The organism is Paenibacillus sp. J31R98 (assembly GCF_056269245.1).
The window spans coordinates 411,546-427,188 of sequence record NZ_JBWDNO010000004.1 but is presented as its reverse complement, the minus strand read 5'-3'; the positions used below and the strand labels follow the sequence as shown (position 1 = coordinate 427,188).

Below are 15,643 nucleotides of genomic sequence, written 5' to 3'. Positions count from 1 at the left end.
TCTGCTCCTTTTCGTTGTTGTTGATATTATAGTAAACACTTACTAACTAAAATACAATAGGAAATTAATATATGTAGGGCATATTGTAAAGAAGCTAACCCGTTCGTCCTCTATACTTTACCCATTATTATCATTTATAATATACGTAATTATTACTATTAAGAACGAAGAAGGTGCTATGTTTCATGCAGTCGCCGGCGATGCGTACGGGATTGAATTTCGCTGTACTCCTTTGTTTGATTTATTTCCCCTTTATGATTATGGATCATGGGTTATCGGTACCCGCTTGGTTATCGCTTGAACAAGTTCAGACGTTTAAAACAATCTTTATCAGCATCGTCCTTGAAGCAATTCCATTCGTACTGCTTGGCGTCTTGCTTTCTTCCATTCTACAAATCTTCGTATCGGAGCGGACCATCAAACGATTGATCCCAAGAAACCCAATCGCCGGCGTATTGTTTGCCTGTTTGCTTGGTTTGTTCTTTCCGGTATGCGAGTGCGGCCTGATTCCGGTCGTGCGCAGGCTGATTCGGAAAGGAATGCCCGCCTACGTCGGGATGACGTTTATATTATCGGGCCCTGTGCTAAATCCAGTCGTCTATGCAGCGACCTATATGGCCTTTCGCACAAATCCGGACATCGTCTACGCACGAATGGGACTTGCTTTCCTCGTCGCTTGCGGTGTCGGCCTAGCGCTTTATCGATTGGTTAAGACCAATCCGCTCAAAGAAAATTTCAGCCATAAAGAGGCCAATCACTCACATGAGCATTCTCATGAGCATTCCCATAATCACTCTCACGAGCACCATTCGCACAATAAGCTGCTTTCCATGATCACCCATGCAGGCGACGAGTTCTTCGAAATGGGAAAGTTTCTGATGGTTGGCGCTATACTGACGGCAGTTATTCAAACATTCGTATCAAGGGAAACCTTGGTAACGATTGGACAAGGCCCTGTCGTGTCGCACGTCTTTATGATGGGCTTCGCCTACGTGTTGTCTTTGTGTTCTACATCGGATGCTTTCGTCGCGTCATCGTTCCTTGATACTTTCTCCAAAGGATCGCTGCTCGCGTTTCTTGTTCTCGGTCCGATGCTCGACATAAAAAGCACCATGATGCTGTTCAGCACGTTCAAAGCCAGATTCGCGCTTCTGTTCTGCGTGCTCGTCGTCGTTCTCGTTTTTGCGGGATCACTCGTATTCGAGACGTGGATGTTGACTTGACTTCATTCCCTAACGGAGGTGCTTCCTAATGGAACATTCAAATGATCGCGCTCTCGGCGTTCATTATTTCATTCGATCAGCTATTCTATTCGCGTTCTCGACCTACATCGTCTACCTCGTCCAAAGCGATAGTTTAATTCTCTATATTGCTCCGCGGATGCAGGTATTCGTGAAATGCTCAGCTCTCCTACTCTATGCAGTCGCGGTGTTTCAAGCTTACTTTGGAATACGGACGTTCCAAGATCACCATGCTGCTTGCAGCTGCGAGCATCCGCCTCCCAAATCGGTGTTCATCAGCATCCTCGTCTATGTTCTGTTCGCATCCCCGCTGCTGCTCGGTTTCCTGCTCCCGAACGTCGCCATGAGCAGCTCGTTAGCCGACAAGAAGGGCATGAGCCTGACGATGGTGTCGGTACATAACAAAGCGGCAACTGCTGCTGCTGCAGCCAAACCTAATGCTCCGGTAGAGCAGACTTCTGCCCCCGCCACTAAGCCCGGAGCAACCGTGTCCGATGAACAGCTGAAGCGAATGTTCGCCCCTCCAGACGAGTATTCGGAAGACTTCTCCAAGATGGGCATGATCATGTATAGGAAAGACATCATAACGATTAATCCGGAAATTTACCTGGAAATGCTGACCACGATCGATGTGTTTAAAGAGCAGTTCTACGGGAAGAAGATATCTCTTAGCGGCTTTGTTTATCGCGAGAACGATTTAAAGCCGAATCAGCTGATCGTGGGAAGGTTCGCCGTTTCTTGCTGCAGCGCCGATGCATCCCCGTATGGCGTGCTCACCGAGTTCCCTCAGGCCAACAACTATGCCAAAAACAGCTGGATTCAGGTTACGGGCACTATCGAGAAGGGCAGCTACCATAGTAATGACATCTTCACGATTCATGCCACGAAAGTGGAGAAAATAGCAGCGCCTAAATCACCCTACATCTATCCCAATATGGACCCGGTCTCGGAATTGATGAAATAGCGAAAGAGCGGATGCACGCTCAGCATCCGCTCTTTCGCTATAGCCTTATGGAGAAACCACATTCGGCAATGAATCTGAGAAAAGGCTCCAATCCATTCTCATCTCATCATCGCTGAGCAAACAGTCATCCAAACTGGTTATTAGCTGCGTTTGATCGATATCGATACCGATGAACACCACTTTGTTGATGCGGTCACCGTATACGGAATGCCAATTGTCCGCGATCGCAGGTTCATCCCGGAGAATGGCTTCACGTTCGTTCGCTGGCAGTGCGGCAATCCAGTATCCCGACGGTCCGAAATGGATGGATGGGCCCGCTTGGCTTAAACTTTGCCCCATATCCTGACGAGAGGCGAGCCACATGATGCCTTTCGCTCTTACGACTTCAGATGGCCAATCCCGCATCCATTCCATCAATCTTTCCGGATGAAACGGCTTGGTTCGTTCGTAAACAAACGAAGAAATACCATACTCCTCGGTCTCCGGCGTGTGAGATGACTTCTCCATTTCTCTGATCCAACCTGCCGACACGCTAGCTTCTTCATACTGAAACAGTCCGGTATTCAAGATCTGTGAAGGCTGTACACGACCGCGCTCGGTTCGAATGAACTTCGCCCGTGGCTGAAGCTTCCGCAGTACGGCTTCCATCTGCTCTAGTTCGTCTTCATCCATCATGTCGCATTTGTTCAGCAGCAGCACATCGCAAAATTCGATTTGATCGATAAGCAAATCAACCACTTCCCTCGTGTCGTCGACTCCAATGGCCTGATTCCGATCAAGCAGCGACTCTCCGGAAGAATAATCATGCCAGAAGCGATAAGCATCTACGACAGTGACCATACAATCCAGGCGGCAGAACTGTGTCAGATCAATTCCATGTTCCTCATCTATATAAGTAAACGTCTGTGCGACCGGAACCGGTTCGCCTACTCCGGTCGATTCGATAAGAATATAATCGTATCGTTGTTCCTTGGCTAATTGTTCGACTTCGCGGAGCAGATCTTCGCGAAGCGTACAGCAGATGCAGCCATTGGACATTTCCACCAGCTTCTCGTTCGTGCGAGAGAGCGAGCCTCCATCCTTGATCAGAGCGGCATCGATATTCACTTCGCTCAAGTCATTGACAATGACGGCAACCTTCAACCCGTCGCGATTGTTCAATACATGATTGAGAACCGTTGTCTTGCCTGCACCCAAATATCCGCTTAATACAGTTACCGGTATTTTGTTAGTAACCATGAATCTCAGCTCCTTTAAAGTGTAAAAATTACGATTATAAGTTATTTTTTTAGCCGGGCATCCCGTATCCGACTCGCCATCTACATCTATTCGTTTAGCGCTCGCTTCAAGGCATCCAGATTGTTCATCATAACAGAGATATAATCCAACTTGTTACGCTTGTCTTCATCGGTTAATCCTTCAAGCGGATTAAGTACGTCTGTTGCTGCTCCTATTTCATCGGCAACCACTTTGGCTACTTTCGGATCGACCAATGTTTCAAAGAATATCGTTGAGACCTTGTTCTCCCTAGCGAACTTCACAATGTCAGCCAATTTATCGGCAGTAGGTTCTTGTTCCGGAGATAAGCCTGCAATCGGAATTTGCTTTAAACCGTATTCCTTGGCTAGATAGCCAAATGCCGCATGCTGGGTCACGAATTCTTTGTGCTTGATGTCTTGTAGACCGCTTATGTACGCCTCATCCAGCTTCTTCAGCTTACTTATATAGGACTTCGCATTCGCCTTATACGCCTCTTTGTTCGCGGGGTCTGCCTTCTCAAAGCCTGCTAGAATAGCTTCTACTTCAACCTGAGCAAGCTCGGGAGATAGCCAAACGTGAGGATCCTGTATATGTGCATCATCTTCTGAGTGATTCTCATCTTCTTCCTCTTCGGGCAATCCCTCCATTAATGCGATTCCTTGGCTAGCTTCTACAACGATTCGATCGTCATTGGCCGCGCTGTTTAATGCTTGCTCCGCCCAGCCCTCGACGATGCCATTGTACACAAATAGATCCGCTTCTTTGATTTGCGTCATATCTCTAGCGCTTGGTTCCCAATCATGAGGCTCCGCCCCAGCCGGGATGAGCGCGACCACATCCGCATGATCGCCGGCAACTTGTTTGCTGAATTCATACATCGGATAGAAGGTGGTAACCACCTTAAGCTTCTTCCCATTGTTGGAATTGGCATCTGCCGCAGTCTTGCCGTTCACGCCTTCCGAGGCGTTTCCGCACCCTGCCAGCACAACCATTACAGATAGTAGAGTCATTATCGATGCGCATTTCATTCTCGCGTTCATTCTCATTCTCCTTCAATGTCTTATTGATTAACGGGGCAGTGTAGCTTGCACGTGAATCGTCATATCTTGTTTCCTATTCTTTCTTAGTCGCTTGAGAGCTTTCTTGACCACTATGCCTAAGCCCAGAAAGAACAATAGGACTAAGGAAATTGTCCCTCCTGGCGGTGAACTCAGCTCATAAGAAACCGTCAGCCCAGAGTACACGCCAATAATCCCAATCGTCATCGCGAGATAGATGGCCGCCATGAAGCTTGGTGCAATTCGTATAGCCAAAGCGGCCGGAAGAATAATTAAGGACGAAACAAGCAGAGTACCGACAATCGGCATCGCAGCCGCCACGATCATCCCAGTCAATACGCTGAAGCACAGGGAAATCCATTTTACAGGCAAGCTTTCGGTTTGAGCCGTCTCTTCATCGAAGGTAATCCGGTATAACTGCCGGCGGAATAGATAAAAAAACGCACCTCCAAGAATGGCAACAATAAGCATAACGAGAAGCTCTGTTTGATTAATAGCCACGACCGAGCCAAACAAGTACGACGTAAATCCTTTATTGATGCTCTGATTCAAATTCATGAGCACAACTGCCGAAGATAGGCCGCCAACCATGATAATAGCGACTGAAATTTCACTATAGGTTTTATAAGATCTGCGGACAAACTCTGCCGCGATTGCGCCGATGATTGCGATAGCAAAGCCAGCAATTGACGGATTGACATGAAAGTAAACGCCGCCGGCAACTCCAGCAAGCGATACATGTGACAGCATATCCGCAGCGAGCGCCTGCCTCCTGAGCATTAAATAAATACCAAGCACGGGAGCCAATAAAGCGATTAGCCCACCGGCACAAAATGCCCGTTGCATGAAGTCGTAGTGCAGCATCTCCAACCTCCTCCCTCCTTCCGCTCCAATTCAATTACGCGATCCAGATAGCCCTTCACCTCTTCCAGTGCATGAGTGACCATCACAACCGTTCTTCCATGTTCCTGAACCTGACGATGCATGAATGCATAGAAACCAATACGGCTCTCTTGATCCATTCCTGTCGTCGGCTCATCCATAACGAGCAGATCCGGCTCTAGTGCCAGCGCCCTCGCAATGCAGATCCGCTGCTTCTGACCGCCTGACAGCTCCCCGATTCTGCGGTGGCGAAGCTCCCACATGCCGACTTGCCGAAGCGCCTGTTCTGCTAACTGATGATCTTCCGGCCTTAGTCTGCGATGCCAAGGAACTCTCGCATATCGGCCTGAACGAATGAATTCCAAGATTGTGCTTGGAAACCCGCCGTTGAAAGCTGCAATCTGCTGCGGAACGTAACCAACAACGAGCTTATCTCCCTTCGCATTCAAAGCGGATAGTTGCACAGCTCCCTCCCAAGGCGTTAATAAGCCAAGCATTAGTTTTAATAAAGTCGTTTTGGAAGCGCCGTTCGGACCCGTTATGGCCACAAACTCGCCGGTATAAATATCAATCGACGCTTGATCCAAGCTTGGAACATCGCCATGACCAAAAACAACCTGTGTTAAAGAAGCCAATTGCATAGGAAATCACACCTTTCTTCGGAAAACAGACTCGATTTATAATAGTAATAATTACGATTAGTAACCGAATAAAAAACCGACCGAAGTCGGTTAATCGTAATTATTACGTTTAATTAAAACCCAGTTTACCAGCTTATAGATATCTCGTCAAGCCACGAGATGCGTCTCTGGCTTATATTCGGAATGCTTTACGATAGTTGGACGGGGTGACCTCCATCTTCTGCTTGAAGATTCGGCTGAAATAATATTCGTTCTCATAGCCGCAGCGAGTAGCAATCGCGGACATCGGCAGCAAAGTATCCTTGAGCAGTTTCTGCGCTTGCTGCAAACGAAGCTCCGTGACGTAGTCCATCGGATTCTTTCCGAATTGCTTCGTGAACTTCTGCGTGAATTGCGATGGGCTCAACCGCAGCTCGTTCGCGATCGTTCTCATACTGATCTTGCTCAGAGCTTGCTGCCTGATTCGCCGCAAGCTCTCGTTCATGAGAGGATCGCTGCTGTTGGGGAGCATTTCATATTCGCCCGACCAATAGGTCAGCCAGATGTCCCTAAACATATGATCCCTTCTAGTGACCGACAGCGGATCCGGCTTCTCGGATACCTCCCTGAGTTGCGCTAGCGTAGAGTGGAGCCGCGAACCATCATATATCTGAAATTTGCCTCTCGGAATCCGGCTGTACGCTTCTTTCTCTTCTTCGGCCGAATTCAACCAATCGAAGATAAAGAAGTGGAAGGATAGCTGCGTCAATACTTTGCGGTAGATATCCGTTTCGGGAGGAAAAAGAACGAGTTCGCCATCTGCAGCGATCCCCTTCGTTCCATCAAATTCAAATTCGAAACTACCATCCTCGACAATGAATAACACCCATTCGTTATACCGGGAATGCTCTAGCATGAATCGATCGGCATTGCCTTTGAAGAAATGATGATGAACCTGTGCAGCCAGCTCCCACGGTTGAATCATAACAATCACCAGCTCATAAATTTAGTATAAGAAACTTTATAATTATGTGTATTTTAACAAAAGAATAAATCTCTATAATTTAATATTGTATAAGTCATTGTGCAAGTCAATATGAACTTTAGGAGGTATTATCATGAATCAGATTGATCAAACGGCGTATGCGAAGCAATTCGAGCAGGATGGTTATTTACTGTTACGAGACGTATTGTCGCAGGAGCGCGTTAATCGGATTAATCAGGCGGTGGATGAGTTGCTAGCACAGGAGCCCGAGGCTCTGGCGTATAACTTATACAACAGCGTCGAACGCCACGATGAGATTGCCGGGCTTATGGATGAGCCCTCGATACTCCCGCTAATCGTTCGCTTGCTGGGCCACAATATTCAGCTGCATATCTCGCACTTGACGATCCGCAAACCGAATCCTATGGATCTGGATACATCGACGCAAAGCTTTATTAATTGGCATCAGGACGGACCGCACCCCCAATTCCCATCCATAGGCGGAGTGACCGGGCTTTATTACGTGAAGGTTTGTTATATTCTGAGCGATATGTCAGAGCCGGATCGCGGCAACACGAAAGTCGTGCCAGGCTCTCACAACCGGCCATATCAGCCGGAGTTTCCGGATACCAGGCAGAAGCTTGAAGGGGAAGTCCAGATTTGCGGGAAGCCAGGAGATGTCTTTATTTTCGCCCAGAATCTATGGCATTCGGCTGCGCCTAACCACTCCCCGTATACGAGACGTCAGCTCTTCATCGGTTACAGCCCGATCTGGATGCGTCCGATTGACTATCATCAAGCTTCTCCGCAATTGCTTGAGAAAGCAACTCCGTACCAACGACAACTGCTTGGCGTTATTGACTCGAACCCGTTCAAATATTACGTACCTGAAACATCGATGCTTCCATTAAGCAATTTAATTAGTCGATAATCAAACGTCTCAAAAAAAGCACGCTTCCTCCCCTTGAACAAGGGAGAGGAAGCGTCTTGATTCGGCCTTCATACCTTTCAAAATACTCTTCCTTGAAGCGTAAAACTAAACGAGTAGTTCTTATCTGCCAAGAGCATATATTGAGGATGCGGCTTCGAACCCCAAGTATCGTCACCGCCTACGCCCATTTGACGATAATTGATTCGAACAACCGTTTTGTCGTTTGCCGGCAATTTATGCACATGATCATTGGCCTCAAGCTCGAATGGGGTGTACGGCAGGACGTTCAGCTCGAAGGTCGGGGCACCGGTAATGTGCAACGCAGCACCTTCTTCATTTGAAATCGAGGCGCTCCGAACTTCCATCTTGTTCCCGCATTCCTGCGGTCTCAAATAGGGAACGAATTGATCCGCAACTTTACCCTGGTGCAGCCCGAGCTTCGCGCTGAGCTGACGATCCCAATACGACTCATGCGGCCCTTTGCCATACCATTCCAGATTCGTGAATACGCCATCCATCGTAAACATGACGCCGATTTCCGGGATCTCCGGCAGATGGTTTCCCGGAACCAGCGTTTGCCGCACTTCAATCGCTCCGCTGCCAAGAATGGTATACGTGATGGAGCAAGAGGATTCCGTTGTTGTGGGCAGCACATAATCAGCATGTGCGATGATTCGATCGGCAAGCGATTCATACCTCAGCGAGCGAAGCATGCGATTCTCGCCTGCGCTTCGCCATGTTGCGCAGCGCTCATGCTGTTTATTCCCGCGGTCGTTGTCCGTGTATGCACGCCAGAAGTTAGGCACAAGCGCACTCTTCATAAGTTCAATTCCGCCAACCATATAGGAAACCAAGCTGCCGGTTGTCGTATCAATACCAGCGGTGAAATCATCGCCGCTAACCGTCATTAAATCGGATTGAACAGTAACAGCAACCGGATTGTTCGTTCTGACCGCTTCAGTAACAGCAGCTGCAACGGGCTTCCGGGCGGGAAGGACGAATTGTTCGAACGCCACTTCATGGCCAGCCTCTGCCCATTTCTCCGCTTTCTTCGTTACAAAGCTGATCGTAAGCACCGCTTCTCCGCTTTGTTCAAGCTTCGGAAGCGCAAGCGTAACTTCCTTGCTTTCAAGAGGCGCTACTGACACGGCAAGACTGCCTTCAGCGCATACAACCCCTTCCACAGCTATACACCATTGAAGCCTATAGGCGTCCAAATTGATAAACAGGTTTTTATTCGTAAGGTTAAATCGGCCTTGAATAATATCTACTTCGGTGATCGCGATATTCTCGTAACATTTCTTAGCTTCGATCAGCTTAGGAGAAATGGAACGGTCCGCAAGCAGAAGCCCGTTGCCGCAGAAATTGCCGGAGTGCGGGGACTCTCCGAAATCTCCGCCGTACGCCAAATATTTGTTTCCGTCCGTTTCTGTTTTCCAGAGACTTTGGTCTACCCAATCCCAGATAAAACCGCCCTGCAGCACCGGATAGCGATCAAACAGCTCGGTGTAGTGATGCAAGCCGCCTAGTGAATTCCCCATCGCATGGCTGTACTCGCACAGGATATAAGGTTTCTTGGGTCCGGGCTGAGCGGCATATTCGATTAAGCCATTGGGTCTGATATACATGTAGCTCTCAACGTCAGTGGCGTCAGCGGATTCCTTCCAATTCACGACGCCTTCATAATGGACGATCCGGGTTCGATCAACACTCCGCAGATAATCATGCATCTTCACGAAATTATTGCCGCCGAACGCTTCATTGCCAAGCGACCATATGACGACCGAAGGATGATTCTTATCCCGCTGAAACATGGAATTCGCACGGTCCAAGACATTCGCACTCCACTCCGGTTTGTCGCCAGGCACCGTATTCGGAAGCATCTCCGTCTGACCGCCGCTCCAGGTGCCATGCGACTCCAGATTCGTCTCATCAATGACATACAGGCCATATTCGTTGCAAAGCTCGTACCATAGAGGATGGTTGGGATAGTGGGCGGTTCTCACGGCGTTGATATTGTGTGCCTTCATGAGCATAATGTCCGTAAGCATATCCTCAATCCTCATCACACGGCCCGTATCGCAGCAGAATTCATGCCGGTTGACTCCCTTAAAGACAATTCGCTGACCGTTAATACGCATGAGTCCATCTTGGATTTCAAATTTGCGGAAACCAATCTGCGTGCTGATGGTCTCAAGCAATTCTCCATTCTCATCCTTCAGGCTAATGACAAGCCTATAGAGATGCGGTTCTTCCGCGCTCCATTTCAGCGGATTGACAATATGGGCGGATGCCTCAACTTGAGCTTCTGATACTCCGCTTTCAATTGCAGCCGCTACCCGGAGCGGCTCTACAAACACCGTGTCCTGCTTCGCATCATAGAGCTGTGCCTCAAGCGTAACGGAACCCAGCTCGGCCTCCCAATAATTCATCAGTGTCGCTTTAATATGGAGCTTGGCAGCCTTATATTCCTCGTCAAGCTCGGTTGTCGCAAAGAAATCATAGACATGCGCCTTAGGAGTGGTATACAGATAGACTTCGCGAAAAATACCGCTCAAACGCCAGAAATCCTGATCCTCCAGCCAGCTCGCATCGCACCAGCGATACACCTCGACCGACAGCGAGTTTTCGCCAGAGCGCAAATAAGGCGTAAGATCGAATTCAGCCGGCGTAAAGGTATCTTCGCTGTAACCCACAAGCTCGCCATTGACCCAAACATAGAATGCCGACTCCACGCCTTGAAAGCTGATGAAAACAGGCTGCCCCTCCCAATCTTCAGGCACCGTGAATGTACGGAAATAGGAGCCAACAGGATTGTACAAGGTAGGTGCAAACGGAGGAGTGAGTTCGGGCTCAGACGTTTCCCACGGGTAACGAACATTCGTATACTGCGGGTAATCGTAGCCTTGCAGCTGCCAGTGGCCGGGCACTTGAATATCGTCCCAACCTTTATGATCGTAGCCATCTTCATAGAAATTCACAATTCGTTTGGACGGCGACTCCGCGAATGCAAACTTCCACGTCCCGTTCAGCGACATATAACTGCGGGAAGCCGGACGATCATTCCTTAGCGCTTCCACAGTATCGAAAGGAATGAGAGTTGCATGTGCTTTCATTCGATTACGTTCAAAGATCTCCGGATTATTGTTCCACTCCGGATAGCCATTGCTCGGGGGCAGGTAAACAAATTTAGTACGCAATACGATCCTCTCCTCGATCTTCTGAGAATAAATAAGCACGCTTCCTCCCCTCTTGAAAGGAGCAGGAAGCGTGCTCGTACTGTACGAAATAACAATGATGATTGCTAGCGCGGGGCAGCCGCCCTAATCAGCACGCGGATCCCGTTCGGCTGCAGCTGAAGCGCGTCCTCGGATACCGTCAGTCCGGTTTCGGCATCTCGATACACATGCCCATCCAGCTTAAGCGTCCGTTCTACGCCGCTATAGTTCTGGGCGAAGACATAGTCGGACTCGCCGTCTGTGCGGGCATGAGCCGTTACGCCATGCGGCAGCTGCGATGCGATCGCTCTTGGAAGTGAAAGCGTATCGGCAAGCTTCGCATAGAACCTATCTAGAAAGGCGGTCTCGGCACGTGTCGCGAGATAATAGGCACTTCCGGCTCCAAGCCTGTTGACCGTGAGCGCAGGACGTCCGGCATAGAAGTCGTCGCGGTACGTCGCCAGCGCCTCCGCGCCTTCCAGATGCACAAGCTCGCACAGATCGCGTGAATCGTAATCACGCTCCTCCAAGCCAAGCGTATTCCCCTGCGCTAGGACAAGTCCATTACGCTCATCGTCATAAAGCGCATCAATCTCTTCCGACCAGATGCCGAGCGTTCGACGCAGAGGTCCGGGGAAACCGCCGAGATGGCAGAGATCATGTTCGTCTACGATGCCGCTCCAATACGTGCATACGAATGTGCCGCCTTCTTCGACATAGCGCTCCAGCCGTTCTCCTGCAGCAGCGCTGCACAAGTACATCATCGGAGCAATGATCAGCGCATATCGGCTCAAGTCCCGCTCCTCCTCGGAGCCAATGATGTCCACTTGAATGCCAAGCGACCATATGGCCTTGTAATGCTCCAAGACCGTTTCGTCGTAATGGATTCCCGCATTCCGTGGTCCTTGAGAATCCTTGATCGCCCATCGATTATCCCAATCGGTCAGAATGGCCACCCGTGCATCCACGCTAGTACCAGCGATTTCCGCAAGACGCTGCAGCGTCTCGCCTAGCTCGGCAACGTCGCCAAATACGCGCGTATGCTCATGACCCACATGATCGACGACAGCGCCGTGCAGCTTCTCGCTTGAGCCGCGGCTTTTTCTCCATTGGAAGTACTGCACAGAATCAGAGCCGTGCGCAACAGCTTGCAGCGAAGAGAGCTTATGCATGCCCGGTTTCTTCAGCTTACTGATCGGCTGCCAGTTGGTCATGCTTGGCGTGCTCTCCATAAGCAAGAATGGCTTGTCCTTGAGCGAGCGAAACAAATCATGGTTGAATGCGAACCTGGCTGCTTCTTCGCTGTCATCCCGCTGACCATGCCACTTCGGATAGGCATCCCAAGAGATCACATCGACAATGCTGGCGAGCTTGCGATAGTCGAGCGGTTCATACCAGTCCATTAAATTCGTAGTGACAGGCAACTCTGAATTAAAGGGCCGAACCGCTTCAATCTCGCAGCGGGCAAAGTCGACCGTGCGGTCTGTCACAAAGCGCATCCAATCCAAGTTCTGTGCATGCACCATCTGTTCGCCGCGCGGTGACGGGGATTCGACTTGAGACCAGCTCGTGTAGGTATGCGCCCAGAACGACGTCCACCAAGCGGCATTCAGAGCCTCCAATGTGCCGTATCGTTCGCGGAGCCAATTCCGGAATTCGTCCTGGCAATAATAGCAGTGACATTCGCCGCCGTATTCATTGGAGATGTGCCAGCCGATGACGGCAGGATGGTTCGCGTAACGCTCCGCCAGCTTGCTATTCATCAACGCCACCTTCTCCCGGTAAACCGGTGAACTGAAGCAATGATTATGACGTTGTCCATGCAAATTACGCACCCGATTGCTGCTCACCCGCAGCACTTCCGGATAACGCTCAGACATCCATGCCGGCCGGGCGCCGCTTGGCGTTGCCAACCAAGCGAATATGCCGTTGGCTTCGAAACGCCCCAGCACACGATCCAGCCAACCGAATTCGAATACGCCTTCCTCAGGCTCGATGGCCGCCCAGGCGAATATACCGACCGCCATGACATTGCAGCCTGCCAGCTTCATCAGCCGGATGTCTTCTTCAAGCACCTCCGGATCATGCTGCCACTGATCCGGATTATAGTCTGCACCATGCATGAAGCCCGATAGTTTGTTGCTGACAGGCGCATAACGTTTCATCAATCGATCTCCCATTCTTCCGCTACTACGCCTCTCCATACACGCGAACCTCTATCACTTCCGCGTAAGGACTGCCATTCGTAGTCTCCACGACAATCCGAATACGGTCCGTTGCAATCGTCTCGTCGAGCGTATGCACAACCTTGCGTACGCGGTTGTTCTTTCCATGAGCGATCGTGCACCATACGTCATCAAACATCGCATCAATGCGATAATCTTTAACGAGCTCTGGCATGACCTCAAATGGCGTCTCATGATGGTGCAAATTGATCAAGTCTTCATTCACGTCATCGTTAAAAGTTACATGGATTTTGCGGATAGCCGTTTTTTGAGACCAATCCAGCTGAAGCCACTCTTTCCGTCCATCTTGCATCCGCTCGGACAGCCACATATGAGGGCCGCCAAATGGACGTGTGATTCCGTCTATCACTTTATCTGGCGTAAACGCGCTCGTCTCCGGCTCAAGCCTTATACATGGCAGTTTGCGGAAGAACCCTTGCTGTGCCCAGGCTTTGACGCCATCAGACTTTACTCCCGCTGTGCTCCGATTCTCCATCATGAGCATCCCTGTCTGAGGGCTACCCGCCATATGAACCGTCACATGAGGATTCTCGCGCAGGATGATGAACCCGTTGCGCGGAGAGCCCGGATGCCATGCAAGCGGAAACCGCACCCACTGCGCTTGACCGGAATCCACGAGGACACGGGCTTCAGCTTGCTGCTTATTCGGAATATAGCGTTCCTCTCGCCCCGTGTCCCACAGCTCAGCACGAAGTTCAGTCGTCTCTTCGCTGCTGATCAGGAACGAGATGGCATCCATTCCCGGGTCAAGCGGAACGATGATTGCAATATCCTTCTCCAGCCGTCGTGAACCTGCTCCTTCTCCCGCTTCGAGCGTAAGCTGCTTAAACGTGCTCGAAGCTGATACTCTCGCCATGCGGGCTAAATCAGCCGGATCCTCATTCGAATACCCGATCACCGAAGCGTCTTGTCGCAGCAAGGTTTGGCGCAGATCCTGCAAATGTTCAAGGTACAGCGTTCTTGGCGTAACGCCTTTCTGAACGCATAGCGCCGCTCCCGTTCCGGCAGCTTCACCAACCACGGCACAGGTACCCATGACTCGTGTCGTACCGAACGCGACATGAGTCGCGCTGATATTCCGGCCTGCAAACAACAGATTGCTCACATTTCGCGAGTAGAGCGACTGGAAGGGAATCGTATAAATGCCATCCGGATGCATGTGCTTAGATCCCTCTTCAAGCGAATACATTCCTTTTGGCGGGTGCAGGTCAATGGACCAGCCTCCGAACGCAACGCCATCCTCGAATCGCGTCTGCGCGATGATATCATTCTGGTTCAGCATATAATCGCCGACAAACCGGCGGTACTCCCGTTTGCCAGGCAGTGAGCCGACCCATTCCAAAGTCATATTGTCCGCATCGAATTTTCCCGAGTTCTTGATATAATCCCAGACCCCGTAAATGACCGCCCACAGCTCATCTCGAATCGCCTCATTATCCGATACGGCGTCCAGCTCTCCGCCGAATTCGATCCACCAATAATGACAGCCCGAATCGCCGCTGCGGATAACTCGCTTCATCGGAATGGTCGTCTTCGTAATGTCTTTGGCAAAGCTTGGCGCGATGTACTTGACCGGCTTGCCGGCATCCTTCGTATAGAATAGAATCGTGCTGCCAAGCGTTACGTCGTCTCCCGTCTCCGGTGCCCACTCTTCATTGAACTCGGAACGCGACTCACGGCCAATACGGAACTCGGCGCCTGCCAAGAAGCCAAGCAACCCATCCCCTGTGCAATCCAGGAAAACCTCGCTTTGGAAATGAATCCTTCTCTCCGAGCCCATCATCCATCCCGTTGCGGAGCGGATGTAGCGGCTGCCCTTCTCCTCGCCTGCCTCCACCTCATGAACATCCGTGTTCAGGAATAACTTGATGTTAGCTTCGGCTTTCACCTTCTCCAGCACGACCAAATCCCATAAATAAGGGTTACCTTCTTTATTCCGGTATTGGTTCTCCACGAATAATTCGCCCATAATGCCGGATTCTCTCGCATATCGGTTAAGACCGTGACCGGTTGCGCCGCAAACCCATACTCGAACTTCGCTGCTTGAATTCCCCCCTAGTACCGGTCGATTCTGAACGAGTGATACGGACTGTCCCAGACGCGCCGCAGCGATGGCCGCGCAGACGCCGGCAAGTCCTCCCCCTACCACCGTAATATCTGATTTGACGATTTCCTCTCTCATAACTACTTCCTCCTCTAATCCCCATGTAAGAAACAGGCTGCAAAGCGGTGCGCTTT

The 15,643-nt window shown here is 50.3% G+C and carries 11 protein-coding genes; 3 read left to right on the top strand and 8 right to left on the bottom strand.

The window, feature by feature from the left end; all coding sequences use genetic code 11:
• Positions 1-200: 200 nt before the first annotated feature.
• Both AC0YNX_RS18315 and AC0YNX_RS18310 read left to right on the top strand, forming a co-directional pair.
• Positions 201-1,223 carry a permease gene (locus AC0YNX_RS18315; RefSeq protein WP_475817145.1) on the top strand — a complete coding sequence of 341 codons (1,023 nt, stop codon included), beginning with the start codon at positions 201-203 and terminating at the stop codon, positions 1,221-1,223.
• Positions 1,224-1,251: 28 nt separating this feature from the next.
• Complete coding sequence (locus AC0YNX_RS18310; RefSeq protein WP_475817144.1) at positions 1,252-2,205, top strand: TIGR03943 family putative permease subunit; 954 nt, start codon at positions 1,252-1,254, stop codon at positions 2,203-2,205.
• 45 nt (positions 2,206-2,250) lie between these two features.
• On the opposite strand, the gene AC0YNX_RS18305 is transcribed toward AC0YNX_RS18310, so the two are convergent.
• The 5 genes from AC0YNX_RS18305 to AC0YNX_RS18285 form a co-directional block, all read right to left on the bottom strand.
• Positions 2,251-3,444, bottom strand: a complete 1,194-nt coding sequence (locus tag AC0YNX_RS18305) for a GTP-binding protein (protein ID WP_475817143.1) — start codon at positions 3,442-3,444, stop codon at positions 2,251-2,253.
• A gap of 86 nt (positions 3,445-3,530) precedes the next feature.
• Complete coding sequence (locus AC0YNX_RS18300) at positions 3,531-4,505, bottom strand: metal ABC transporter substrate-binding protein (RefSeq protein ID WP_475817142.1); 975 nt, start codon at positions 4,503-4,505, stop codon at positions 3,531-3,533.
• A gap of 27 nt (positions 4,506-4,532) precedes the next feature.
• The gene (locus tag AC0YNX_RS18295) at positions 4,533-5,393 is read right to left on the bottom strand and encodes a metal ABC transporter permease (protein WP_475817141.1); all 861 of its coding nucleotides are present in this window, start codon (positions 5,391-5,393) and stop codon (positions 4,533-4,535) included.
• Complete coding sequence (locus AC0YNX_RS18290; RefSeq protein WP_475817140.1) at positions 5,339-6,046, bottom strand: metal ABC transporter ATP-binding protein; 708 nt, start codon at positions 6,044-6,046, stop codon at positions 5,339-5,341. Before AC0YNX_RS18290 ends, AC0YNX_RS18295 begins: the two co-directional genes overlap by 55 nt.
• 172 nt (positions 6,047-6,218) lie before the next feature.
• A complete protein-coding gene (locus AC0YNX_RS18285; protein WP_475817139.1) occupies positions 6,219-7,010 on the bottom strand; it encodes a helix-turn-helix domain-containing protein in 792 nt (263 codons plus the stop codon).
• Positions 7,011-7,143: 133 nt separating this feature from the next.
• On the opposite strand from AC0YNX_RS18285, the gene AC0YNX_RS18280 reads away from it, so the two are divergent.
• Complete coding sequence (locus tag AC0YNX_RS18280; RefSeq protein WP_475817138.1) at positions 7,144-7,941, top strand: phytanoyl-CoA dioxygenase family protein; 798 nt, start codon at positions 7,144-7,146, stop codon at positions 7,939-7,941.
• 77 nt (positions 7,942-8,018) lie between these two features.
• On the opposite strand, the gene lacZ is transcribed toward AC0YNX_RS18280, so the two are convergent.
• From lacZ to AC0YNX_RS18265, 3 genes are all read right to left on the bottom strand, one after another.
• Positions 8,019-11,141 carry a beta-galactosidase, LacZ type gene (gene lacZ, locus AC0YNX_RS18275; protein WP_475817137.1) on the bottom strand — a complete coding sequence of 1,041 codons (3,123 nt, stop codon included), beginning with the start codon at positions 11,139-11,141 and terminating at the stop codon, positions 8,019-8,021.
• 104 nt (positions 11,142-11,245) lie between these two features.
• Positions 11,246-13,324 carry a beta-galactosidase gene (locus AC0YNX_RS18270; protein WP_475817136.1) on the bottom strand — a complete coding sequence of 693 codons (2,079 nt, stop codon included), beginning with the start codon at positions 13,322-13,324 and terminating at the stop codon, positions 11,246-11,248.
• Between the two features lie 25 nt (positions 13,325-13,349).
• A complete protein-coding gene (locus AC0YNX_RS18265) occupies positions 13,350-15,587 on the bottom strand; it encodes an FAD-dependent oxidoreductase (RefSeq protein ID WP_475817135.1) in 2,238 nt (745 codons plus the stop codon).
• Positions 15,588-15,643 lie beyond the last annotated feature (56 nt).

Bases quoted from the DNA above. Each gene is read 5' to 3' on its own strand.
- AC0YNX_RS18290 (WP_475817140.1), bottom strand. From the start codon at position 6,046: ATGCAATTGGCTTCTTTAACACAGGTTGTTTTTGGTCATGGCGATGTT.
- AC0YNX_RS18270 (WP_475817136.1), bottom strand. From the start codon at position 13,324: ATGAAACGTTATGCGCCTGTCAGCAACAAACTATCGGGCTTCATGCAT.
- AC0YNX_RS18315 (WP_475817145.1), top strand. From the start codon at position 201: ATGCGTACGGGATTGAATTTCGCTGTACTCCTTTGTTTGATTTATTTC.
- AC0YNX_RS18280 (WP_475817138.1), top strand. From the start codon at position 7,144: ATGAATCAGATTGATCAAACGGCGTATGCGAAGCAATTCGAGCAGGAT.
- AC0YNX_RS18310 (WP_475817144.1), top strand. From the start codon at position 1,252: ATGGAACATTCAAATGATCGCGCTCTCGGCGTTCATTATTTCATTCGA.
- AC0YNX_RS18285 (WP_475817139.1), bottom strand. From the start codon at position 7,010: ATGATTCAACCGTGGGAGCTGGCTGCACAGGTTCATCATCATTTCTTC.
- AC0YNX_RS18300 (WP_475817142.1), bottom strand. From the start codon at position 4,505: ATGAACGCGAGAATGAAATGCGCATCGATAATGACTCTACTATCTGTA.
- AC0YNX_RS18265 (WP_475817135.1), bottom strand. From the start codon at position 15,587: ATGAGAGAGGAAATCGTCAAATCAGATATTACGGTGGTAGGGGGAGGA.
- AC0YNX_RS18305 (WP_475817143.1), bottom strand. From the start codon at position 3,444: ATGGTTACTAACAAAATACCGGTAACTGTATTAAGCGGATATTTGGGT.